The organism is Bradyrhizobium macuxiense (assembly GCF_007993935.1).
Classification (GTDB): Bacteria; Pseudomonadota; Alphaproteobacteria; order Rhizobiales; family Xanthobacteraceae; genus Bradyrhizobium; species Bradyrhizobium macuxiense_A.
Genome location: NZ_VITY01000011.1, coordinates 302,166 through 325,959 on the forward strand (window position 1 = coordinate 302,166; position 23,794 = coordinate 325,959).

Genomic DNA, 23,794 nt, shown 5'->3' on the forward strand with positions numbered 1-23,794 from the left:
GTATTTGGTCGTGAAGAGATAAATGCCCTTATTCCAATCAAGAAGTGATTGGAATGGCTTGCTGATGAAGAGATTAGCCCCATACTGCGGCGAAGGGGTGCGAAGACTATGGTTTATATTCATGAAAGAGCGGAGTGGCCTGACTTCGAGTGGAGCGCCGAAAAGCTCTCCGACAGTCTTGCCCTGGTCCGCCACAAGCAAGGTCGGCTCCTCGGCCGGATGGGGAATCTGGGCTTCCAGCTGAAGGCGGAGGCCTCCCTGCAAACGCTGACAGAGGAAGTCGTCAAATCGAGCGAGATCGAAGGCGAGATCCTCGACCGTGACCAGGTCCGCTCGTCGATCGCACGGCGGCTCGGCATGGACATCGGCGCCCTTACCCCTGCTGAGCGGCACGTCGAGGGGGTGGTCGAGTTGATGCTCGATGCCACCCAAAAATACGAACAGGCCCTGACCGCTGACCGGCTGTTCGGCTGGCATGCCGCCCTTTTCCCGACCGGCCGGACCGGTATGCAGAAGATCACTGTTGGCGGTTGGCGCACCGAACAGGCCGGCCCGATGCAAGTGGTGTCGGGGCCCCTCGGCCGCGAGCACGTTCACTTCGAAGCGCCGACCGCCAGGCGGCTCCAGAGCGAGATGAAGGCGTTCCTAGACTGGTTCAATGCCGAACAAGGCCAGGACCCTGTCATCAAGGCCGCGCTTGCGCATCTGTGGTTCGTCACCATTCATCCTTTCGAGGATGGCAACGGACGAATCGCGCGTGCGATCGCCGACCTGGCGCTCGCGCGGTCTGAGCACAGCACGCAACGCTTCTACAGCATGTCCGCGCAAATCCGGAAGGAGCGCAGAGCCTATTACGACATCCTCGAGCGAACCCAACGGGGCACGCTCGACATCACCAATTGGCTCGACTGGTTTGTCGGTTGCCTGGGCCGGGCTTTCGACGGCGCTGATTCGATTATCGGCAACGTCCTCCAGAAGGCGGCATTCCGGGAAAAGCATGCCACCAGCGGCCTCAATGATCGCCAGCAGCTGATGCTGAATCGCTTGCTTGACGGTTTCGAGGGGAAGCTCACCTCTTCAAAATGGGCGAAGATCGCCAAAGTCTCACAGCCGACAGCGACGCGTGACATTGACCACTTGATCAAACGCGGCATTCTGCAAAAAGACGCCGCTGGCGGCCGCAGCACCAGCTACTCCCTCGTCCCCAGCAGTGCAGATTGAACTGATCCTGCTATTGAGGACGAGCTGGTAACCCTTAGCCAACGCCGCCGAGCATGTGTCCTATCGCCTGCCCAATCTCACTCACTGCGACTCGCATGCCTATTTCCCTTGCCAGGCCTACAAGCCGTTCAGACCAGCGCTTCAGCTTGGCCGGGTCAGGGGTCGGTTTAGCTGCTTCCTCTTTCACGACGTCCGCGACATCGCGAAAACCCTGCTTCTGAGCCGCGTCGAGCTGCTGGAATTCCTGCGAGACCAAGGCTCGGTCGATCGCCGCTACAACCTGTTGATGGTGGTTGATGATCGCGGACTGAGAGAACTCGCCGACGCCTGCCTGCTGAATCGCGCCTGGGCTGTTGGACTGGGAATTGACGATGCTCACAACCGGATCCTTCTTCATCCGTTCGTCTCCCGTCATGCCGAAGGCGAAATCATCAAGAACCCGGTCTCGCCTTTCCTGCAGAGCGACCTTGATGTTGTTCAGCTCGCGCGCAACCGTTGCTTCAGCTATTCCGGTGCGGGGTCCACAGAGCACCAGCTTGTCGAAAATCAGGTCCACGAGCCGGTTGGCGAAGTACGAGACCGCCTGCAAGGTCTCCTCGTCAATCTGACCCAGGAGGTTGTGGGTAAATTTGGCTGCGCTGGCGAATTCTTCATTGAAGACGCGCAACCCCTCGGTCTTGAACCCGATCAAGGTGTGGCCGCTTGCGAGCCGCCCAACGGCGACATTCTGCCGCATCAGGGTTTCCAGTGCGTTGGCTGCCTTGTCCGCCGCATCATATGCCCGCTGATTGAGGCTCCGACCGACGTAGGCCCGTTGGTCCGTCATGCGTCCCCTAGAACTATCGCCACTACGGCACTTCCATCGGAAGCATGGGTCATTGCATCTCTTCTAATCACTCTGCCAAGATAAGCATTTTAGTGACGAGTCGCCAGATTGGCGCTCGGCTCGTGTCGGTATGCCGCCGAATGGGCTAGTCAGCGGTGACAAGGCAACCCCTCGAATGCGCATTGTCATTGCGATGATTGGCCACGGAAGGCAGTAGGAATTGTGCTTGCGGCAAGTTGTAGGAAAAATATACTCGCTCGAGTTGCATAGCCAGAATCGATTGGGTTCAAATCTCTTTTCCGCGTGCAGGACCAGCATTTCATGAGTCCTCTTGTCAGCAATATTGTTTTCTTGAGCGTGCTTACAGGATTGCTGATCCCCGCCAAGAAATGGGCGGAGATGAATCCGCACAGGATCGAGGACGGCCCGTCATGGGTAAAGGCAACGGTGAGCGCTCTCTACAGCGATCGGCGGGTGCTTTTTGAAGGCTTGAGGACGCCCGCCGCACAGGCGACAGAGCCCGGGATGGAGTAAGGAACTGCGCGGGCTGTTGTTCGGTGTCTTGGCAATCGGCGGTTTGGCCGCTGTATGCGAGACCCAATCAACCTGCCCTAGAACTGCCGCTGGCGCTCACGGCCCTTGTGGATAAAATCAGACGAGAGGTCGACGAAGAGATGGCTGGCACGCGTGGTGCCGAAGCGCGCACCATTTGCATGCGGGTCGCAGGAGTTGCATTCCCAGCCCAGACATCTACCGAGCTAATCCGCGCCGGCTATTCTGCGGACACGGCCATTAAATACGTCGTTCGCATTGTAAATTACCTACACCCAGTCCCGGCAGATAAACGCCCTAGATACCGATAGAGCACTGGCGAGTCGGCCATCCCTCATTTTTCGCACGGCCACGCCGCAACGAACGAGGACCGGATCAGGGTGGCGCCGATTTCATGACGAGATGCTGGATTATCTCCCAGCTACTTGCAGAACACGTCAGTCAATTGGCCAAGCGTTACGCCGCCAGGAATGCAATAACCCTCTATCAGCGCCGCACTGCTCTCCAGCTTCTTGGTGTGCTCCGCATGCTTCGCCTTGTCGTAGAAGCCAAGAAACAGAACCATCATGGGTGCATAGTCGGCCTTCGCTTTGTCGATTTCGCCTGCCACATAACCCGCGACAAACGACTTGTTCGTGGCGCACTGTGTAACCAGCTCATTTCCGTTATAGAGGCCGTCGGCCTTCGCGAAGCCACTCAGGAAGGCCAATAGCACACTGGCGACAGCTAGCTTCATTTCCAATCCTCGAATATCGAACCATCGTTCAGATAGGGTGCTGATGCGCGATGACGCGCCTATCGCGCCGCAATGAACCTGCGCAGCAAAGCCTTGTCCTCGTCTAATAGGCAGATGCTGCTTGATGGATAGTCTGGCTGAATTTCCCGGCTCGCGCGCCCTTCCGGGATGATGTTCAGGAGGAATTGGAAAGCTGGATTGAAACGGCGCTTTTCCCATCCGCTGGCCGCATGAAGGGCGGATGTTCGTTCGCGCTCCTCGTCTTCCAGGAGCAAGTTGGCCAAGGTCCGGGCATCCAGCTCCGTCGTGGATTCCCAACCCATGACTTGGTGGTCGAGTTGCTCGTAGAATTTTTGCTTTAACCGCAGCGACCAGTGCCCACCGAACGCCCGTTGAATGCCAGTCAAACCCAGGGCATTCAGATCGAAAGCGGCTTTCTCGATCTCCTTTGGATCGACTTCCGGCAGCAGCTTGCACAGATCGTCAATGGTAAGGCCTCGCCCTGCCATGCCATCGCTCGGCGCGCGTGCCAGAGCCACGGCCAAATCCAAGCTGGGACCGACCAGCGTTGTCGTTGGCGCCAGCATTTGCGCATGCTGGTCCAGCCGTTCGGAATGCTCGTTGGTGCGCTCTGAGATTGCACCTTCCCAATCAGTGCGGGCTTTCTGTGCCTGGGTGGGAATCAATTCGCCAGCCAGTTTGACCACCGCGCCGCCAAGCGGGACTTCGCCGGCCACGGCCTCAATGAAGCTTCGTACCTTGTCGTCCGGATGGTTTCTCTCCGGTGGCTTGATCGGCTTGCGATCCTCTAGGTCGTCGTTCATGGCTCACCCACATGAAGTTGGTGGCGCTAGCAAAAGCGCCTCGGATGGCTTGGGCCAAGAGATTTCGTCAACTACCCACCGTTTGCCCACTTCCTTCTATAACCGCACGTGCCGGAGAACCGAAGCGCGGTATTCAGGGACCTCTTGCGAGCCATGGCATAAAGTAAAATGTTACGAGGCAAGGAGGTGCGTATGGCGACGAATCATACCTTCGGCAAACACTACGAAAGTTTCATCGAGGATCTCGTCGACAGCGGTCGCTATGCAACCGCTAGCGAAGTGATGCGGGAGGGACTGCGCCTTGTTGAAGAACGCGAGGAGCGTCGCAAGGCGAAGCTTGAAGCATTGCGTGCCGTCATACAGGAAGGCCTTGAAAGCGGCCCGGCCGAACCGTTTGAGTCCGGTGAACTGGTCGAACAAATTGAGGCCCGAGGACGTGAACGGCTGAAAGCCGGGAAGCATGGCGGGTAATCTCACCAGGTGGCCCCGGGCCGAGACCGACCTGGACGAGATTTGGCTCTTCATCGCATCAGACAATATCGCCGCGGCAGATCGCTTGCTCGATCGGATCGGCAACGTCTTTCAGATGCTTGCCGAGAATCCACTGGCGGGCCCGCCAGCGGCCCGAGTTGGCTATGAGCATTCGGAGCTTTCCGGTCGTGCTCTTCTGCGAAGCATTTCCAACGGCGTTGAGATCGTGCGGGTGCTTAACGGTGCTCGCGATATCGCGCGGGAGAATCTCGACTGAGCACTTGCCTTGTCAGCCCTCATACAACGCTACGGTGCGGCCCGCTCTGTTCCGTCAGGCTGGATGAAGGTGCCTTTAATGTCGAGATCGCGAGCCAACGGGAGACGCTTGCCTCGGCCGGCGGAGCATCTCCATCGCGGGTGCGCTTGCCTTTGCGATGCCGGGTCTGCCTCTGACCACTCTTGGCCGGCCGTATCTTGTGAATAGGCTTCAGCGTGCGCGCTTCCCCAACGCAAGTTCACGCTCAATCTATTCAGGCCTAATGGGGCCATCGGCGCGCGCCGGAATGGGTGGGAATGTCTGGACACAGTTATCGTCAATGGGACGCTCGAGCGGGTGTGAGGCCCAGCGTCGCTGCGACGGCGCCGGCGGCCCATTCTGCCGTGCGTAACTCACCAAAATCAGCACACATGCCGGACGATAACGATATGTTGCGAATCAATCATGTCCTTGCTTGCCGCGACCCAAATCCCGAAGCCGGCCGACGAACAGGCCTTCGAGCGCGCCTCCATCGTGCTATGGCGCGGGCTTTTGCGTGATCCGAACGTGCAACGCAACGGCCGTCGCGGCCAGCGCCAGAACGGCGTCGATCTGTTTGGTGTGCGCAATGGCGACCCTGGGCATGTCGTTGGGATTCAGTGCAAGCTAAAGAGCGACGGGCATGTCCTTAATGCGGACGAAGTTCGCGGGGAGGTGCAGAAAGCGCTGACCTTCCGGCCTGACCTGCGCGAGTATTTCGTCACGACGACCGCACCCGATGACGGAACTCTCCATGAGCTGGCCCGCGAACTTTCACTAGAGCAGAAGGGCAAGGGGCGCTCCATTCTGATCTATGTGTGGGGCTGGAACACCCTCGAGGAGCGGATCAGCGAGGATGCCGACGCGCGCAAGCAGTTTGATCCCGACTACGGAGCGTTTAGCGAGCGCATTCTTGAGCGGGTCGACCGTGTTGCCACCCTCCAGCAGGATGTGCGGGCGACGGTCCAGGCCGGGCTTTCCCAGCTAGAAGCGCGGTTCGCGCGTTTTGAAACGATCCATATTGTGCCGGGTGATGCGACAAGCGGCGCCAGCGCCCTCGAAGCGCAACTCGATGCCGAGATCAATCAATATCGCGACCTGGCCAACAACGGCAAGCCGCGCACTGCACGATCACTCCTGGAGCGATTGCTGGCGCGCGTCGCCGCGTCGGCTTCGGGCCGCATCCTGTTTCGTATCAAGGCCAACATCGGTTCATGCTTGCTGGCGCTCGGCGAGGATGAAACGGCTGCCGCGTTGCTGGCGGAAGCCTACGATCATGCGCCGGCTGAACCGAAAGCCGTCGCCAACAAGGCGTTTTCGCTACTCCTGCAAGAGCGTTGGCAAGAGACCTTGCTCTTCGGCAAGGCGGCCCTTGATGCCGATCCAGGCAACGAAACCGTCGCAGGGTATCTTGTGCAGGCGGCTCGTTTTGATCTGGCCATCGAGGAGCCTCTCGACCTTGTGCCGGCTGGGCTCCGAGAGAGCTTGCCGGTTGTGATCGGCCGCGTCGACACGCTTCGTCACCGTGAACGCACGCCTGCGTGGCGGGAGGCGGCGCGGCAGGTCCTTGCCGCTTTCCCGCAGGATCGCCATGCGCGCCAATTCGCGGCTGACGCCGATCTCGACGAAATCCTTCGCCTCGAAACCGTCCAACGTACTCATCGTCTTACTGCGGACCAACGGGAACGTGTCGTTCACGCCGCCGGGGTCCTTCGCGGCTATTGGGACGAGGCGCGGACATCGGAAGGGGCGGTGCGGCCAGAGGACGCGGCGCTCTGCAGCAACCTCATCGTCGCCTATCAGCTGCTGGATGATATCCCCGCAGCCCTTGAGATTGCCCGGCAGGGACTTGCGGCGGTCCCGCAGGACATGGAAATCGCCAAGCGGGCGGCGCTCGCGGCCATCGAGGGGCATGACGACACGCTAGCCCGCGGTCTCTTGCCCCGTCTCCCGCCTGGACCCGATGCCACCATTCTCGCCTTCCGCTACCATGCAGTTCACGGGGAGTGGGAGAAGGTCGCCGAGATTAGCCGCCGTCCTATCGAGCAGATTCCGGATATCGAGCGGCTTCTGGTTGCGACGGCAGGCCGTCTGGCGGCGTTGAAGATCGAGCGGCCAAACGATCGCGAAGAGAAGATTCAAGCCATCGCCGATGAGGTCGTCGGGGATGCGCGGGCCTGCATCGTCGTCGCCGATTTCGCGCAGATGGAGGACTTTACAGCCATCGCCGATGCCGCATTCCACGCCGCCATAATCGCGCTAGGTACCGACAGCCACATCTCCGCCCGGCTCATGGTCGCGCAACACGCTGCGCACCGCGGGGAGCCAGACAAGGTTGCGGATCTGCTCGACGGGCACGTCGCGGAGGATCACGACCACGACGCCCTTCGTACGCTCGCGCGGGCCTTCGTCAACGACAGCCCCATACGTGCGCGCGCGATCCGCTTCTTTCAGCGCCTTCCGGCGGAAATCCGGAGCCGCGAATTCTACGTCCATGCGGAAAGCCTGCTGCATTACAACCGAGGTGCGCTCAAGGACGCCGAGGCTTGCCTGCGGAAGGCCATAGCGCTCAGCAATGACCTCACGAACTATCTGACCCTCTTCTCAACCCTGCGCCGGCTCGACCGCCGCACCGAGGTCAGGCCGATTCTCGAAAACATCGATCCTTTGGTTCTGAAGGGCAGCCCCGGGCAGAAGATGTATTTCGCCCAAGCCATGTTCGCCGAAGGCCTGTGCGGCCCGGCGCTGGATTTTGCCTACGCGACCCTGCAATCGGCACGTAACGATCCCGACGCAGCGCTGCGTTATTTCGGGCTCATGATGCTCGATCCCAACGGGCGCCACACGCCGCGTCCCCGCGTCGCGGGGCTTGACACCTGGCTAAGGCTTGAGGGGGCACAAGGCGAGACCACCCAATTCATCATTGCCGAGGGACCGGACCGGCCTGCCGATGGGCTGCTCAGCCCGACCCATCCCCTCGCTGCGGCGGCGATCGGGCTTGAGGTCGGCGATACCTTTGTGATCGCGGCGGCTTTTGGGGATGGCACGACCTGGCGTGTCGCCGAGATCAAGCATAAATATCTGCACGCTCTCCATGACGTCATGGGGAATTTTCAGACCCGCTTTCCCGACGCGCAGGGATTCTACACCTTGAAAATGAGAGAGGGCGACGTCCAGCCCGCTCTTGATCAGGTCCGCAAAGTTGCGGAGAGCAACCGCAAGCTCGCGGATCTCTATCTCCTGCAGCATCTGCCGATGGCCATGGTTGCATCGCGGCTCGGACGTGATGCAATTGGATTCGCCGAGTACATTCGCTCCCTTGACCATGAAATCGCCACGTGCACCGGCACCTTGCAGGAGCGCGACGGGGCGCGGGATGCGATCGCGCGCCAGAGGACATCGGGCGCAGTCCTCGACACTTATGCCGCATGGACGGCGGCCACGATGGATGCGTTCGATGTCTTGATTGCCGTTTTCGGCAGGCTGGTTGTTCCGCGCTCCTGCATCGACGAGCTCCAACGCTTGCGCGATCGCGATTCGTTTGCCGAATTCGGCCCATCGATGACGATCGGGTGGCACGATGGGCAATATGTTCGGCAGGAACACACAGCCGAGGACCTCGGCGCCCGCCAGACCTTCATCGCCGTGCAGCTCAAAAAAATCGAGGCAAATTGCGCGATCGTTCCTGTCGCAGCTCCCGATACGCCTTCGGAACTTGCGGTCACGCTGACCGATGCGTTCGGTGTCGATGTGTTCGATGCCGCCTACGTTGCGGCCGAAGGCTACGTTCTCCTGTCGGAAGATATCTACTTTCGGGAGATGGCCGCTGCCGCCGTGACGCACGGCATCACGAGCGTATGGCTGCAAGCGGTCTCCGCCTTTGCCTTTGAGTCTTCCCTGATCGATGCTCAACGCTACGCCGACTTCACTACGAAGTTATCCTGGCGCCGCCATGGCCACGTCTCCGTCGATGCGGCCATTCTCTGGAACGTCTTGCTCGCCGACACGTCCCCTGATCTTGCGAACTATCGCGTAACCAGCGCCTATATCGGCACCCAAAATGCCGAGCTCAAATCGCATCTGAGGGTCACCCTCGGGTTTCTTGACCAAATCTGGTTGCGGGAGCGCGCTCCGGATCTCAAGGAACTGAGCGCAACAGGTATTCTGCTTGAGCAGCTTACGCGCTATCGCAACAGTGACTGGCCGTTCGTTCTCGCCGTCCTCAAACGCACCGTGACTTCGGACCTGCGCAGCTACATTGACCAGTGGGTCGTCGGCCATTTCCTGAGTTCCGCGAGGCTGCGCGATGCCGAGCGCGAATTGGCGAATATGCGGGCGCTTCATGATCTCAGGGGTAGGCCACCGCGCCGATAGCGGCGTGAATAGCGGATCGGCCACGCGAGCCCCGCCAACGGTCCCCAGATTGTCGTTCGGTTTCGGAGAAAGTGCCAGTCCCTCGGAAAATAACTCGGGCTCCGGCCGTTCCCGTGACGCTCGTCCTTAGGCTCCCGATCGCCGAATGATATTCTGGACCTGACGGGCATACAGATCGCCCTCAGGATGGCACGAGATGCGCAGGCCGCCATCTTTTTCCGCCGCAAAGATGCGGATACCGGGATCATCGAACCAATCGAGATCGATCGGGTGCGCCGCATAAGGATTGGTGAAGAGGCGCAGCCCATCAATCAGGCTTTCATTGTAGTCCTTCTTGCGGGCGACAATGCGGATCGGCTCGAAGTTGTCGCGTATTCGGACCGCCTGAAACACGAACTCGCCCTCATCGTTGCCGAGCGCCCGCGCCTTGCCGAATGTCGCGGTCGTCGAATACATCACGGCGCTGATATGCTTAAAGGCATCGTTGCGGAACAACCCGACGTTCACGGGCGCGCCGTTGCTCTTGTAGACTTGCTTTTCTTCGTGATGGTCGTAGAGCAGACGCTGCATTGCCACGTCACCCAGCATGTAAAAGTCCTGCGTGCCGTAGTTGGAGATCGCAACGACATAGGCGCGATCCGCCATGTGCGGCAGAACCTCATATTTCTCCTGGTACAGCTTCGATTTTCCAAGCAGGGCGTTGGAAAGCCGGATGATGGATTGGATATAGGCCGGCTCGAGATTATCATGCACGACGCCGGCGAGCGTTTTTTCCCACTCCGGCACGTCGTCATGCGCGTGGCTGGCAATCGTCGCTTCAATGGCGAGCGACAGATCCTGCGCCACGAAATCCGGCGTCGCATGGGCAAAGTTCACGGCGATATCGAGCTCCTTGAGCACGGCAAAAAGATACAGCTCCCAAAAGCTGGAATTGTACGTGGTCTGGAATTCCCGGACAAATTTGCTGTCGCGGTCAACGAAGCCGTCGGCCCAGTTGTTCAAAACCGCGCGCACGCCCGCCGCACCGGGATCGAGTGTGCGCAAGAAGTTCGGGTGCAGCTTTTCGCGAGACGTGACCGGCGTGAAAAGATCGAGAGGCATGGTGATTGATGGTTGTTTGCAATGATGAGCTGGCGGTAAAGATAGTTGGGTTCACGCCATTGTACGACGCCGTCGGCTTGCGGCCTATCCCGGCGTTTAGTCGTAGGCCATGTGATAGTCCCGGACCACGGGATTGGATCGAATTCGCTCCAATCCTTCGGAGCCGATCGGCAAATCAAGGGCGGTCAGGAGATAGCATAGGGCTTCCATCGCCCGCGTCGATTTTGAGAAGGCGCGGAATTCGGCATCGCTCTCCGGGGTGAAATGACCATGGGCGCTCTTGTTGCGAAAGCCGTTCGCGCGCTTGAGATGGTCGATCGCCTGGGGTGGAAAAATCCTGTTGCCGAATTTTTCTTCTATCGTGCTGAGGAGGCGTTTGAAGCGTTGCTCGGCGGTTTCTGCTCTGACCCAACGCACGGCGTTTGCAATCCGCTCGCTGATCGCCGGGCCGTGGCCGAGCTCTAGTGCCTTGCTCACGGCGGCTGCCGTGATCGCGTCGATGTCCGAACTCGAGAGCGCTGGTTGCGCCCTTCCGACAGGGATATCCTCAAGCCAGCGGCAGGCGTTGAGGAGCCGTTCCGACGAAACCACGTTCTTCAGGCCGAAACCTGCCATCATGAGATTGTAGGTATCTCTCCAGGACGCCGCGCGGTTCATCCATATGACAAGGCACGCACGAAGCGAGGCAAGTTCGTCATCGTCCCAGGCCCGCACCGGCGAGCCGCCGATCCAGAGATCAGGATCACTGACCTCCGTCTCTGGCCAGGTATAGTGAACGCCGTGGTTGCCGGGATATTCGTGTTTCCCGACCGCCTCCTTCATCTGCGCGAAAGAAAGGCGATCGATCCGGATCGCGGACGGCTTGAGCTTTACGCCAAGACAAAACGACAGAAAGTCCACGTAATCCGAAACATGGAGAATGTAATCCCGGATCGGGCGTGGCTCACCGAACTCGATCCCGAACGTGGGCCAAAGTTCCTTCGGTGTATCGAACTCCATGCCGTAGGTCGCCGCATACCATGCGTTGAGCGTCATCCCGTCGGCCGCGTCATGAAAGATCGTAAGATGCTCTTCCTCCGGGAAACGGCTACGGCCGATCGCCTCCACCTTGGCCTCGTGGTGCATCAGCTGCTTGGTGTGCTTGACCCGGAACACGACCCGCTTCACCCGATCCTCGGCCGTCCACGGATCGTGGCCGATCACGGCGAGGTTGGAGATAATCTCCTGACGGCGGGTCGCGCGTTCCGGCGCGATGCTGCGCGAGTTCGTCCCTGAGTTTGCCATCAGGTTGGAATGCAAAGAGACGATCTCGTTGGTCTCGGTCTGCAAGAAAACCGGCTGATCAATCTTGATGTTGAAATGGCCCGTGTAGCTGAAAATCGCGGCACGGATCTCGTCGTCCGAGATCAATATCGTTCCCGTCAGGTTTTTGCCCGTGACCAGCTCGACGCAATGTAGGGGCTTTCCGCTTTCGATCTTCGGCACGCATTACCCCTGGGATGTTTCGGTCGGCGCGATCAGCCGTACCATCGTATCGCTCAGACTTTCTCTCTTGGTGCACCGTGTTTCGGGCAGGCGGTTTTCCAGGCATCGGCCAAGGTACCGAAATAACTCAGCATCTCGGCGCAATGGAGCAATCGAATCCAGGTGGTCAGGAGGAGGCAATCGAGCCTCGTTCTATTCCGTCAGGAAGCCAGGGTATACGAAGGCGCCCCTGATCGTTTCGGCGTCCTTCTCGCTAACTCCTTGACCGCGAACAACATCATACCACGAAGCTCGCACCTGCTCAGTCATGCTCGCGACGATTGCTTTGGCCTCGTCGGCACCGAGCAGAAAGCGGGCATGTTGCGACAGAACGTTTTTTGCATTTGCAAATCGCCCTTGGTCGCCAACTTCCAGCGCCAGGTCGCGATGTTCCTGCGATATCACGGGAGAGGGCGTCAGATCATAAGCCGGCGAAAGCTGCCATTCTCGTTCTTTGGCCACGAGCGCGTGGTTGCGGGGATGATCGTCCACGTTGGAGATCAGCGCATTGAATGTCATGCGTCGGAAGAGCTCTTTGGCATCCCTTTCTGGCTCTTCTGTAACCCGGCGCATCTCCTCGGCCATCAATACATAGGACCACCGATCCCGCATCTCAGCAGCTTCCTCTGCACGCAGCACGGTTAAGCCGCTGATCATTCTTGAACGCAGATATCCCTTATCTGTCGTCGTTCGATCGAATCGTTTGACGAGAAGAACGTCCTTCCCGCCGACGTTGATGACGCGGCTTTCAACGACGCGAAGACCGCAAGCCTTGGCTAACTCAAGCATCGCATGTTCGACACGCGTGTTGTTCCAGCGGTCGTCCGGACGGTTGAATTTTGCGATCCAGAGGCCGCCGTCGTCCTCGGCGACAGCTTTTGGACGAGCACCACCCATGGAAGTACCGAGGAGCATCAAGTCCTGGACCTGTGCAGCCTCCCCGGTTTTTACATCTTCCTCATGCATCAGGGCTTCAGCGATTTCCTGAAGCTTTGCGAGTTCGATCGTCTTGTTGAATTTGCGGCGTGGGGCCGGAGGCTGTTGACCAAGTCCAAAACCGAGGGCGCCGGCCCGGTCATCGGCCGAATTCAGCAGATAATCGAGCTCACCAAGTTGAGGCACCCCGGCATGCTTTTCGATGACGCGGCGTCCCCAATAATCTGGTCCTGCATCGCGTAACGCACCAAAGATACCATTCAGCCGGGTTGTTTCGTAAGTTTCTCCCGAAAGTTTAAGCTCGATAGGGTCGATTGAGATCGCGTCTGCGCGTGAGAGGTACGACTTGCCGTAAACGAAGCGGCCCAAAGCATTGCCACGACGGTCCTTTGCGAGCTGGAGACGGCCGGCGGTTACCGCATCGGTCTGACCGGGCAACGTGATGTAAACGAAGCACTCGGTGTTGCCTTTAGAAGTCATTGTCCAGCCCGCCGGATTTACGAGCCCGCTTGCGCTCCCGCGTCGCTTGCAAGGCGATTCCCTCTTTGTCCTTTGAGGGGTCGGCAAGTTCCTCCAGGGGCTGAAGCATATCGTAGAGCCACAGCAGTCCGGCGTAGACCACCATACCTGTCGATGCTTTGCCCTTTTCGGCGTCCATGACAGCGCGCGGCCCCGTTCCAATCCGGCTCGCAGCATCTCCCATAGTCATGCTGCGGCGAATGCGGGCGGTGCGCAGATCGGCGCCGAGCTGCTTGAGGGCCCGTGCCACGTGGTAGGGAGGGGCCTTTTGGAGTTTGTTGACAGCTACCATGCTCTTCAAAGCCAAAGATGCCATTTATCGTGCTCTTAAGAGCATATCATGATTTTCCGACAGTTCGCAATTATCTGCCTTTAAGAGCTTATAATACGCCTTAATTTGCTCTTAAGAGCAATATATGTCAAAGCCGCTCGCACGGTTTCGACAGTCTTATCAATTGGTTATTCGGCTCCACGAGGCAGCCGAGAGTTGCAGATTGGTCCATTTCATTAGCTCCGTGACTGGGCCTCGCCGGAGAACTCTTGGGCGAGGAGATAAGGCTGCCACCGGTCATGAACAGCCAGGTCGGTTGGAAAGCAGAACCATGCGCAAACCCGCTTTCTATGGGACGCAGTTTAGCAGCGGCGGGATCTTCGGTGAGCCATGTAGGCCTTCGCGGGCCATTCCAGAGTATCTGGCTTATGCTTCGGCGTGTCGGTCCAACAGCCGCGATCGACGACAGCAGAGCACAGCACAAGCACATTGACGCCCTGATACGCGATGCCGTTGGTTCATGGGGCTTGGCCTCGACGGCCAGAGGGCCGCAGGCCCCAGGATGCCATGCGCCACCGTTAGACGAAGACCGTCCGTTCCGAACGAAACGTTCACTTGCAGCTGCCTGCTTCAATTTCCGGCCTGGAAGTCTCGTACTGCTGCGGTACGGCGCGCACTGGAACCGCCCGGCACGCTAATTGCTCGGCTCACCGCAAGACCAGGAGAGCTGTAAAGTGCCAAACCTACGACTGAATGTTCCGCTTGTCGGCCAACAGCACGGTTACGACGGCCAACCGATCGAGCGACGAGATCATAACGGAATTGCGCGGCCGTGGGGGATTAACGCTTGTTGGTACGCTTCCGCCTGTATGGTGTCGTACTACTTTCAACGCGGGCCTCGGTTGGGTTTACCCGCGCTTTGGCGCGCCGACTTAGGCCTCAACATTCGCGAGTTTGATCGGTTGGCTCGCAGCGAAGGATTGTTGCGGCTCGTAGAGCCACATGGCGGATTTTCGCCAGATTTTATCGCTGAGACGTTGCGCACACGCGGGCCGATTTGGGCTGCGATGAGTCTCCCGTCGGGCGATAAACATGTCGCCGTACTGACCGGTGTGAGAGCAAACACATTATACTACAATGATCCTTCCCCGCCCGCGCGTCTACAGGATGACTTCTTGGATTTTCAGTTCGACGCGCTTTTCGTCAAGAATCCCGATTGGCTGTGAACATTCTTCGCGGTCTACGGCGCTCCGCTAAAACTGCGAAGACCTACCCTCCTAACCCTTGCTTGCGCTCCGACGCGCGCATGACAGCTCCAGTCGCGCTGGTTGCCGACATACATGTCCGAGCGGCGCCACCAGAGCTGGACAGACCGCCACGCCGATCTTGCCCAGTCTGTCGCATTTACCGAACGGAACGCCATCGAATCTGGGGGCCTCGATGAATTCGTGCATCAGCCGGTGATGTGACGGACGGGATTGGCACGACTCCTGGATCGACTCCGTCTCTCCTGCGTCGAGCTGGAGCGGCAATGGACATGTGTGAGGGGTTCGGTGATGCTTTCACATCGTAGATCGCGCACGTCCAACGTGGACCGGGATCAAAGAGAGCCGTGCTACGACGATCCATAGGCGATGGTGCTTCATCCGTCTGTCGTGTGCCTGCAGTGCTTCCATCGCAGCCAATACCGATTTTTACCGGCAGTTTTCTCTCGAACGGAGGAAGGCAGTGCAATAGGCTATTTTACCACACACACCCAGGGGTTATCATGACGGACGGACATCATATTCCTGCTGCCGAAACGATATCCGACAAGATACTGCGGATAATGCAGGCATGGTTGCCGGTGCTTACCGTCGTCGGCGGAGCGATTTGGGCGCTAACAACATTTCTTGCACATGAGAGGGACACCGCGCGAGACCTGGCTCAGCAAGTGGACAAAGAAGCGAAAACGCGCGCTATCGAAGCCAGGCAACCGTTTCTCAAGAAGCAATTATCGCTCTACTACGAAGCGGCCAGTGTTGCAGGAAAGCTAGTGTCTTTGTCGTCCCCGAACGAGCCGGAATGGCATGACTCGGAGCGTCGGTTTTGGGAATTGTATTGGAGCGAACTTGCCATGGTAGAGGATCCGCCGGTCGAGACCGCCATGGTCGGGTTTTCCGACGCTTTGAATAACTACAAAGCGGCACATAGAAACGCCCCCGCCGCTGACGCCGACAAGCTGCAAGACGCGAGAAGACCAATGAACAATGCAGCGCTAGACCTTGCTCATGCCATTCGAGCGTCAATTTCAACGCAATGGGATTATCGCGACTCTAACCAGCATTAAAGTGCGCAATCGTCACCCGCCTCCTTCCACTCGCACACCTTTTGGGTCAGTGTCTGAAGCCAATGATCTACTGACGTTCGCTATCGTAATCCTAAAGTGCCGCCGGTGCCGATGATGGTCTTGATACTGACCGTGCTGGCGGTGCTGCTGCTGGTCATCGGGATGATCATCGGCATGATCATCCCAGCTAGGTCGCCTTCTCCCCATCCTTTGGGGCGAGTGCTTCTTTCGCCCGCAGCAACAAGAACTCCGCTAGTGTTTTGGCGACGTCCGTTATCGGGCCCGAGTCGACCGCGACTTGCTTGGTGAACGCGGTCCACTGATCCTTCTTGCCGGCGTCCTCGGTGAAGGCCGGAGTGAACGGATCCGGCAAGGCCGTCGGAATCTCGGTCTTGCGGCGCGCGAACGACGCTAGCGGTTATCGCCGGGGGTAGATCATTCCTATCTTTGGGCCAGGGAGAGAAGCCTTTACCGCGGCAAAGAGCATGCGCGCTTCCACGAGCTCCCTCTTGCTCTGCCTCTTGCGCGCCCGATCAGACGCAAATCCAGTATTCGGGCGAATCTCGGCGTCCAGATCATCGACAACCGCTTTTGACATGTTGAAGCTGGCATTCAGCGCGTCGTAGCCGAGGTCATCGACATACGTCTTGTATTTGAAGCCCATATGGACCGCCGCGGCAATGAGCATGCCGTTGGGCACATAGGCCGGTCCGAGCTTTCCGCCTTCGGGATAGGTGCAAACGTAGTTCTCGGCGATATGCTTGAGGCGATAACTACCCGCTCCCGGCCGGATGGTCCTGGTTTCCGTGACCCGCGCCAGCAGTGCCATGGATCGCAAGAAGGCTTCGGCGGCGTGCTTGCCGAAACACTCCTCGCGGTGTCGCTGGAATTCGGCATATTGCTGCTGCGGCGTTTGCCGCGAACCATCCGCATTGCGTTGTGGCCGCCCTAAGCCGATGCCATAGACGTGCAATGTTGGTACTGCATCGAGAACCGCTTGAATCGCCACCTCCGCGGCTGCCCGGTAGAGATGCGCCGGGTTAACCTCGAACTCATGCTCCTTGAGATAATCGGAAAAATAGCTTCCCGTCACGGTGGCAACGGCCGGCGCCGGCGCTTGAGCGGCCGCAGCGGCCGCCCGCAGCGCCGCATAGGTGCGAAAGCCGAGACCGCGCCCGATCGCTTCGACGCGATGCGATGATTTGACGTCTGGAAGGTCTTGCGTGAGCCGCGCCTTGATCCGGTCGATGGCAGGCGAGGTCGCAGATATACGAAGCACAAACATGTGCATCCTCCTATCGGGGCCAAGCTGTTCGCCGATTGCGCAGCAGCCCACGAAGGCGAGATGCGGGTTGTTTGCAGATCAGTGTAAAGGAGCGTTTGACCCGGCGACAGGTCGAAGGTGCTCTACCCCTTGCAGGTTGCATTATCGCTGAGTCGTCGATTTTTTCCAGACCACAGCGAATAGTCGCGGCGGAAAGCGGCGCCGGCGGCCCTCTGGCCTGCTTAAACCTCTGGGGCTCGGTTCAGCAGCGGGAGAAAGTCGCCAGGACGCGCGGGGCCCGTCCACCCGAGGTCGCCTCGTCCGGAGGCGTGGTCGCTGATCGCCGATCGCGCGCGTCTCTGCGCGCTGCGCGGCCCGGCTCTCACCGGTCCCACGCCTGGACTCGGGCGGGCCGCGTCGCTCTCCCACAATGGGATTACTCAAGTGCCTGAATTTGCTATATTTTTTTGGAGGCAAATGGGGAAGTTGACAAATTCCCAAATTGGGAACATTCTTCGGGCATGAGAATTATCGCCTGGAGCACCTTGGCGGCCTATGCGGAGAGGCATCCGGAGACGAAAACTTCTCTTACGCGGCTTAAAGACCTGATTGAAGCCGCCAGTTGGACTTCGATGGACGAGGTTCGCCAGGCGGCTCCCAACGCAGTGATCTTAAACGGTCAGCGGGTGAGGTTTGAGATCGCAGGCGGCAACTATCGGCTGATCGTGATGATCCACTTCCGGCGACAGATCGTCTACGTGAATTTCATCGGAACTCATGCCGAATACGACAAGGTCGACGCTTTGACGGTTTCGATGTTTTAGAGGAGCGCAATATGGAAATTCGTCCGATCAAGAATGATGAGGATCACGCCGCTGCGCTCGCGGAGATCGCGAAGCTTTGGGATGCTGTCGAGGGTTCAGAAGACGATGACAAGCTCGATCTTCTCGCGACATTGGTCAGCCGTTACGAAGCGACACGCTGGCCAACCGTTAGCAACATGGATCCGATCGAGCTTCTCCAGTTTGCCATTGACGAACTGGGACACACGCAAGCCGAGCTTGCCGAGCTTCTAGGCTCGCGCCCGCGCGCGTCTGAAGTTCTAAATCGGAAGCGAGCGCTTTCGATCGAGATGATCCGAAAGATCCACGATGCATGGAAGCTTCCGCTTGAGCTTCTAATCAAACCGTACGCGCTGGTGTCCATCGCAGCTTAAACGAGAGATCCATACGGCTCTTCTGACATTCCTCAACGAGATGTTCGACAACACCGGCTACGAACGGCCAAAAGCCTTGAATGGGTTCCCGCCGGGACCGCCTCGATCGCGGACTCGGCGAATTGGCCGGCCGGCCCGAACGGGTTCCTTTCCCTGATTGAAATATCCGGTATTCTTATTGGATGGGGATAGGCAAGAATCTCTGGTTGATGGCGAAAACGGTCGGCGGACGTCGTGCTTTGAGCCGTCCCGATCTCTTTGCATATTGCGAATCCATGATCCGCCAGCCGCCGGCGCCTGTGGAGTTGGTCCGGGCCATGCAAGATCGGCATGTTCGCTGGGAAGGCGTCCAAATCTCGCTCGTCGAATATTATCGACGCCACTATCTAACGCCGGCGTTGGAGAGGATTGCTTCGGAGCCGACTTGGGAACGCCAACGCGCCACTTGCCTGCGAGAAATCCTAAACGAAGCCCATTGGGCGAATTGGGAGTATTGCCTCAAGCAGTCACGAACGCCGTTCGGAAGGGACATCATTCTTCAGAAATTACGCCAACTCTGGCCGGATCGAACCGTCGAGGAGCTGCAGCATTATGTACTGCAATTCTACCTTGTCGCTCTCTGTACCAATGCAGTGCTGAAGACCGTTGGTAAATCGTTTTACAAGTTCGACGAAGCCACAGAGTTGCAACTCAAGCTGTATGAGCAGTATGGCCGCGATATCTACCTGCTGGAAATTGGCATCATGGATCTTGCGCACGACGCATTTGCGGAAGACGAAGTGCGCGCCTACGAAATTGCTACCTTTAAGGATGAGCGCGTGGCGCCGCTGGTGCAAGACATGTTCCGGCACCTCACGACGACAAAAGAGCAGATTATTGAAGGGACGTTTGACGTCGCTGAGTTCAAGCAAGTTGATGATGACATCGGGCTCCAGAAAGCGTCATTAGCGGCCGAGCTCACGAGCAACGCGCACTGAAGAAGCCGGTGCGTTCATCGCAACCGCGCCAATGCGGCGTTTTCTCTTCGGCATCGCCTGTCCGGTGCGGATCTTTATCCCGCCGCTGGATGGGATTGCGTTGAGCACCGGTGGGCCGGCCGCGCCGTCAAAGGGGGTAAATTCGAAAATCGACCAGCTCGGGGGGCGCCTCGAGACAGAGTGGCGCTCGCGCTTAGAAGCAACTCTTCGTCTTCGAGAGTTGATGCGTACTCCAAAATCGTTCCGGGGAATTGGTGTGAATATCGTTCTAGGGGGCCTATGGAGGTATCTGCCTGGGTTGGCCGTGGCCCCATCCGCCCGCGCCGGCAGGGCCCTGAGACATCAGCCGCGCAACGCTCAAGACAAACACGCGAGCAGTCAGGCTGCATTTGATGCTCATGGAATTTCGGAAGCGTCCGTCCTCTGGTTTGTCGAAACGGCGCGAGTCTCGTCTTTCCAACCCAAACGACAGTTGAACGAGGTGGCGCTGCGATACCTGCGTGGCCCGGATTGAATTGCCGCGCGCCGGTTGACGGCATGGAATTGACGCAATCGAAGGCCGTGCATGTTTGTGCCTATGCGTGGTCTCATGCGGCGCGCGCGTTCGCTCCCGTCGAACAGGATTTCGTGCAGCGGGTCGCAAGATGCGTCCCATCCACCCGGCTTCAATCCTTCGCGCGCAAGACAGGCAGAGAGCGGCGAGCCGCTCGGTTTCCTTTGTCGGGTTGCTAAGGGACCAGCCCCTCGCGCGTGCAAGGCATCCAGACGCGCTGCGCCGCCTCCACCCGTATCCCGCTGCGCGGGGCCCTCGTGCGGACCCTCGGCGCTGCGCGTCCGGAGCCTCCTTGCACTTGCTAACCCCGGTTTCGCCAACGGGCAGGGTTGCAGCAGTTGCTGCAACCAGAAGGCAAGTGAGGCACGCATGACCATACAATCCAAACCGTCGCGGCGCGATGTGTATCAAGCCATCACCGATCAAATCATCGAAGAACTGGAACGGGGGGGGCGCCCGTGGCGCAAGCCGTGGAGTGCCGAGCATATGGCGGGCAGGGTGCTGCTTCCCCTGCGCCACAACGGCATCCCCTATCGGGGCGTGAATGTCCTTACGCTCTGGATCGCAGCGCTCGCCAAAGGCTATCGCTCCCCGATCTGGATGACCTTCAAGCAAGCCATTGATCTGGGGGCTACGGTCCGCAAGGGCGAACGCGCCAGCCTGACCGTCTACGCCAATTCGATCGCGTACCGAGACGGTGGAAGCCACCGGCGAAGAGCGCGACACCCAAATCCACTACATGAAGGGATATTCGGTGTTCAACGCCGAGCAGATCGACGGGCTTCCCGTCTCCTATCACGCGCAGCCAGAGCCCGTGACCGAGACGATACCGCGCATCGAATGCGCTGGCAGCTTTTTCGCGGCCCTCGGCGCGGATATCCGTCACGGCGGGCCGGATGCCTACTACGCCATCGGTTCTGATCACATCCAGATGCCGCCTTTCGAGGCTTTCCAAGACGCCGAAAGCTATTATGCGACCCTCGCGCATGAGGCGACCCATTGGACGCGGCACCCCAAGAGGCTTGATCGCGACCTTGGCCGCAAGCGTTTCGGCGATGCGGGCTACGCGATGGAAGAACTCGTCGCCGAACTCGGCAGCGCATTTACCTGCGCCGCGCTTGATCTCAATCCGGCACTGCGCACCGAGCACGCCAGCTACATCGATCACTGGCTCAGAGTCCTGAAAGACGACAAGCGAGCAATCTTCACCGCTGCCGCGCACGCCGCCGCCGATTTCCTGAACGCGCGCCAGCCAAGCGCGGCCTCCCCCGGGGAGGCCGCGTGAATCCATCCCGCGCGGTTGCGCCGCGTTGATCCCGAATGTGTGGATCGTAATGTGGCTGCTTTAAGCAACGACCCGAGATATGTTCTTCAAACGAAAGAGGCCGCCAACTGAGGCGACCTCAAATCGGGCACAGCAAGAGCTTCACGAAACTGCAATGTAGCATTGATGGGATTGTTGCGGTGGAGCATTCAGCACGGGTAAGGCGGGGGTGCTCGTTACGCGGCCGGGTAATCCCGCTCGCGCGCCGGGATGCGCTCCGGCTGGATTGTAAGTCGATACGCTATCAGCTTGCTGCCGTCGAAGGTTTCAAGCGTCGTTTCACAAACCGGGCAACGGTACTCGCCCTTCGCACCAGGCTGAGACCATAGCTCCAACCTTCGAAACCCGGCGCCGCAACGTGGGCAAGTCACGTCCGTCTTTGTCATCCGTCGCTCCTAAGCCCAGGTTTTGTAGGTGACATTTTAGCAAAACAAGCCCGGCTGAATTATGTTTCTCAAGGGGGTACCCATGTCGGATATATTGGTCTGCTGCTCGGAGACGGGGAAGCCCTTACAGACCGGATTGGATACCGAGACGGTCGTCTTTGAAACGCTCCCAAGCATTGCGATCCCCGTAAGGTGCCCGCACTGCGCTCGTACCCACTTTTGGAAGCCAGCTGAGGCTTGGGTCTACGACAGCAAGCACTTACGTCCGCACTAGATGCCGCGCACTTCGGAGCACGATCACTCACCGGTCCGTCAGCCGTTGGAGGGGACATTGATTTCGGACCGCAAATAGTCGCCGAGCTTTATGCAGGATTTCCAGGTCGTCGATCGCAGTCGCGCGACGCAGGCGAGGACGACTGCCTGGAGCTCGCGGACGGTGTCGAGGGTCTGGGCCGCTTCAGCTTGTTGTGCCAAAACTCTCCGTCTTCGATACTGCCAATCACTATTCGTGAGCATTGGGCAGGATCGTCGATGTCGAATAGATCCTCATGACAACATGCGGTGCCGTAGGTAGGCGCCGCGATCTTCGCCGATTTTGGCGGTTGTCGCAGCAAGGACGGCAGGAGCAAAGGGCTCGACATAACGACCGGCACAGGAACTGCCGCGGCCAAGGCTGCCTGATGCTCGCCGTCGATTCAGTCTTCGCAGTCGATGGAGACGACCGGCTTCGCCTGCATCATGCGGCTGAGGAAGCTTTGTTTGCTACTTGCATCCAGCCAGGTAATTGCGGACCGCGTCGACACGGTAGAGCGGCCGGCCGTCGACGTAGCGCCATTTCAGCGGATGGTTCGGATCGCGCCGCCACTGCTCCAGCGCTCCGGGCGTGCGCCGGATCACCGCAGCGGTCTCCCGAGCGGTCAAATTGGAGCTGCCCGGCAGCGTTTCGATATCGAACGTTGCGGGTGGTGGCATGCCGCGGTTCTTGCGACCGCGCTTCGCGGCATGCGGCATTTTGCCGGAGTCTGGCAATCCAAATGCCTCGATCCGAGATTTTTCGCCCTTGCCGTGCACGTCTTCGTCCCGAGCCATGATCGGTCAGAGGCAATAAGATCGTGGATTGATCCAGCAAGAAAGGAATCGAGTTCACAGCTACGGCTGCTGGGTAGCTATGGCGTGCAAAAGGGACGAACTGGTTCGATTGGTTTGGGACGCCACAACGATTGGGTGGGGTGCTCTTAAGGGGAGGGCGGTTTGCGTCAGATCTGCTGCTTCCATGGAAAGACTGGCAGATATTGACGGGTGATCGACCGATGAGTGCTGATCGTGCTTGGGAGTTGAGTGATGTTGGAGGAACCTCGAGGGCCATCAATGCGGCGCGTCGCGACCCCGCTTATCCACCTGCTGGTGTGATCCGGCCGACTCACGCTAAGCAAGCATTGTCGGTTGGCCCAACTTAACTAAGGACGAAAATGGTCGTTGCTGCTCGTAGATTGCCCGCTTCCGGCTATGCCCTCGAAGTCGATGGCCGATTGAAGGCCGAATTTGCCACCAGAGACGGGGCATGGGCAGGAGCGATGGAGTTGAAGAAGCGCTTTCCCATCCTTCGCGTCCGGATCTACGATGCGCAAACCAGGGCCACGGAGGACGTGCCAACGCCACAGGCCTGAGCGTTCGTTTGCTTGTCGTTTTGGCGCGTGCGGCGGTTGCCGCAACGGGCTCTTGTGAACCGAGACGCAATGGCGTCTCGGTAGGGTAGGCGTGGAACACCTCCGCGGAGGATGTCCCTACGCCTCCCCCCAAACCGTGCGGGCACCTTTCAATGCACACGGCTTTCCGTACGCGCATGCTCTCGAAGTGATTCAATTCTTCTCTGGATGGTAGCGGCTTGCATCAGCAGAACCTCTCCGTCAAAGAATCTCTTCTACGCATACTGCAAATGCCGTTGTTAGCGGCATCGTCCTTCCCCCGATCGGAGGCGCTTTCGGTCCGGTCGCCCAGCTTTATACGCATGATCGTCCGCCTCACGGCGGCTGTCCCGGCTATTACGCCGGGCATTTGGGTACTATGACGGCTCCGTCGCCATACAGGTCCTCGA

Annotated in this window: 21 protein-coding genes and 1 pseudogene; 12 read left to right on the forward strand and 10 right to left on the reverse strand. The window is 58.9% G+C overall.

Translation table 11 applies throughout. The features are described 5' to 3' along the window. The first annotated feature begins 108 nt into the window (after nt 1–108). Complete coding sequence (locus tag FBZ93_RS27965; protein ID WP_146990343.1) at nt 109–1,221, forward strand: Fic family protein; 1,113 nt, start codon at nt 109–111, stop codon at nt 1,219–1,221. Between the two features lie 34 nt (nt 1,222–1,255). On the opposite strand, the gene FBZ93_RS27970 is transcribed toward FBZ93_RS27965, so the two are convergent. Beyond that, nucleotides 1,256–2,047 (reverse strand): hypothetical protein, encoded by a 792-nt coding sequence (locus tag FBZ93_RS27970; RefSeq protein WP_146990344.1) that lies wholly within the window; start codon nt 2,045–2,047, stop codon nt 1,256–1,258. Nucleotides 2,048–2,368: 321 nt separating this feature from the next. On the opposite strand from FBZ93_RS27970, the gene FBZ93_RS27975 reads away from it, so the two are divergent. Continuing rightward, complete coding sequence (locus FBZ93_RS27975; RefSeq protein WP_146990346.1) at nt 2,369–2,581, forward strand: hypothetical protein; 213 nt, start codon at nt 2,369–2,371, stop codon at nt 2,579–2,581. 439 nt (nt 2,582–3,020) lie between these two features. Here the strand turns inward: FBZ93_RS27975 and FBZ93_RS27980 are convergent, their stop codons facing one another. Together FBZ93_RS27980 and FBZ93_RS41420 are read right to left on the reverse strand one after the other, a co-directional pair. Further along, nucleotides 3,021–3,335 (reverse strand): hypothetical protein, encoded by a 315-nt coding sequence (locus FBZ93_RS27980; protein ID WP_146990348.1) that lies wholly within the window; start codon nt 3,333–3,335, stop codon nt 3,021–3,023. Nucleotides 3,336–3,394: 59 nt separating this feature from the next. Beyond that, the gene (locus tag FBZ93_RS41420; protein WP_246667672.1) at nt 3,395–4,159 is read right to left on the reverse strand and encodes a hypothetical protein; all 765 of its coding nucleotides are present in this window, start codon (nt 4,157–4,159) and stop codon (nt 3,395–3,397) included. A 192-nt stretch (nt 4,160–4,351) separates the two neighbouring features. Here FBZ93_RS41420 and FBZ93_RS27990 point away from each other — a divergent pair, with 192 nt between their 5' ends. From FBZ93_RS27990 to FBZ93_RS28000, 3 genes are all read left to right on the forward strand, one after another. Beyond that, on the forward strand, nt 4,352–4,630 hold the full coding sequence (locus FBZ93_RS27990; protein WP_146990350.1) for a type II toxin-antitoxin system ParD family antitoxin: 279 nt from the start codon (nt 4,352–4,354) through the stop codon (nt 4,628–4,630). Beyond that, nucleotides 4,620–4,907 (forward strand): type II toxin-antitoxin system RelE/ParE family toxin, encoded by a 288-nt coding sequence (locus FBZ93_RS27995; RefSeq protein ID WP_146990352.1) that lies wholly within the window; start codon nt 4,620–4,622, stop codon nt 4,905–4,907. The genes FBZ93_RS27990 and FBZ93_RS27995 overlap by 11 nt, the downstream gene beginning before the upstream one ends. A 444-nt stretch (nt 4,908–5,351) precedes the next feature. Continuing rightward, nucleotides 5,352–9,299, forward strand: a complete 3,948-nt coding sequence (locus FBZ93_RS28000; protein WP_146990354.1) for a PIN domain-containing protein — start codon at nt 5,352–5,354, stop codon at nt 9,297–9,299. 126 nt (nt 9,300–9,425) lie between these two features. Here the strand turns inward: FBZ93_RS28000 and FBZ93_RS28005 are convergent, their stop codons facing one another. The 4 genes from FBZ93_RS28005 to FBZ93_RS28020 all read right to left on the reverse strand — a co-directional run bounded on the left by FBZ93_RS28005 (nt 9,426) and on the right by FBZ93_RS28020 (nt 13,695). Beyond that, nucleotides 9,426–10,400 carry a hypothetical protein gene (locus FBZ93_RS28005; RefSeq protein ID WP_146990356.1) on the reverse strand — a complete coding sequence of 325 codons (975 nt, stop codon included), beginning with the start codon at nt 10,398–10,400 and terminating at the stop codon, nt 9,426–9,428. Nucleotides 10,401–10,496: 96 nt separating this feature from the next. After that, nucleotides 10,497–11,885 (reverse strand): hypothetical protein, encoded by a 1,389-nt coding sequence (locus FBZ93_RS28010; protein ID WP_146990358.1) that lies wholly within the window; start codon nt 11,883–11,885, stop codon nt 10,497–10,499. 192 nt (nt 11,886–12,077) lie between these two features. Then, on the reverse strand, nt 12,078–13,340 hold the full coding sequence (locus FBZ93_RS28015; protein WP_146990360.1) for a type II toxin-antitoxin system HipA family toxin: 1,263 nt from the start codon (nt 13,338–13,340) through the stop codon (nt 12,078–12,080). Further along, entirely contained in the window at nt 13,330–13,695 is a 366-nt protein-coding gene (locus FBZ93_RS28020) for an XRE family transcriptional regulator (protein WP_246667673.1), read from the reverse strand. Before FBZ93_RS28020 ends, FBZ93_RS28015 begins: the two co-directional genes overlap by 11 nt. A gap of 689 nt (nt 13,696–14,384) precedes the next feature. Between FBZ93_RS28020 and FBZ93_RS41990 the strand changes: the two genes are divergently transcribed. Next, nucleotides 14,385–14,876, forward strand: a complete 492-nt coding sequence (locus tag FBZ93_RS41990) for a papain-like cysteine protease family protein (RefSeq protein ID WP_146990362.1) — start codon at nt 14,385–14,387, stop codon at nt 14,874–14,876. Nucleotides 14,877–15,418: 542 nt separating this feature from the next. Further along, nucleotides 15,419–15,979, forward strand: a complete 561-nt coding sequence (locus FBZ93_RS28030) for a hypothetical protein (RefSeq protein ID WP_146990363.1) — start codon at nt 15,419–15,421, stop codon at nt 15,977–15,979. A gap of 187 nt (nt 15,980–16,166) precedes the next feature. On the opposite strand, the gene FBZ93_RS28035 is transcribed toward FBZ93_RS28030, so the two are convergent. Next, nucleotides 16,167–16,352: a hypothetical protein gene (locus FBZ93_RS28035; RefSeq protein WP_208764069.1), complete on the reverse strand. Its 186-nt coding sequence runs from the start codon at nt 16,350–16,352 to the stop codon at nt 16,167–16,169. Nucleotides 16,353–16,397: 45 nt separating this feature from the next. Continuing rightward, a complete protein-coding gene (locus tag FBZ93_RS28040; RefSeq protein WP_146990365.1) occupies nt 16,398–17,264 on the reverse strand; it encodes a hypothetical protein in 867 nt (288 codons plus the stop codon). 500 nt (nt 17,265–17,764) lie between these two features. Between FBZ93_RS28040 and FBZ93_RS28045 the strand changes: the two genes are divergently transcribed. The 5 genes and pseudogenes from FBZ93_RS28045 to FBZ93_RS41870 all read left to right on the forward strand — a co-directional run bounded on the left by FBZ93_RS28045 (nt 17,765) and on the right by FBZ93_RS41870 (nt 21,274). Further along, nucleotides 17,765–18,067, forward strand: a complete 303-nt coding sequence (locus FBZ93_RS28045; RefSeq protein ID WP_146990367.1) for a type II toxin-antitoxin system HigB family toxin — start codon at nt 17,765–17,767, stop codon at nt 18,065–18,067. Between the two features lie 11 nt (nt 18,068–18,078). Next, nucleotides 18,079–18,459 (forward strand): helix-turn-helix domain-containing protein, encoded by a 381-nt coding sequence (locus FBZ93_RS28050; protein WP_146990369.1) that lies wholly within the window; start codon nt 18,079–18,081, stop codon nt 18,457–18,459. A 209-nt stretch (nt 18,460–18,668) separates the two neighbouring features. Next, nucleotides 18,669–19,436: a hypothetical protein gene (locus FBZ93_RS28055; RefSeq protein WP_146990371.1), complete on the forward strand. Its 768-nt coding sequence runs from the start codon at nt 18,669–18,671 to the stop codon at nt 19,434–19,436. 922 nt (nt 19,437–20,358) lie between these two features. Further along, nucleotides 20,359–20,628 (forward strand): annotated as a pseudogene (locus FBZ93_RS41865) (ArdC-like ssDNA-binding domain-containing protein); the annotation flags it as partial. Nucleotides 20,629–20,686: 58 nt separating this feature from the next. Continuing rightward, nucleotides 20,687–21,274, forward strand: a complete 588-nt coding sequence (locus tag FBZ93_RS41870) for an ArdC family protein (protein ID WP_349643271.1) — start codon at nt 20,687–20,689, stop codon at nt 21,272–21,274. A 1,187-nt stretch (nt 21,275–22,461) separates the two neighbouring features. On the opposite strand, the gene FBZ93_RS28070 is transcribed toward FBZ93_RS41870, so the two are convergent. Further along, on the reverse strand, nt 22,462–22,770 hold the full coding sequence (locus FBZ93_RS28070; RefSeq protein ID WP_167529244.1) for a hypothetical protein: 309 nt from the start codon (nt 22,768–22,770) through the stop codon (nt 22,462–22,464). Nucleotides 22,771–23,794: the final 1,024 nt, after the last annotated feature.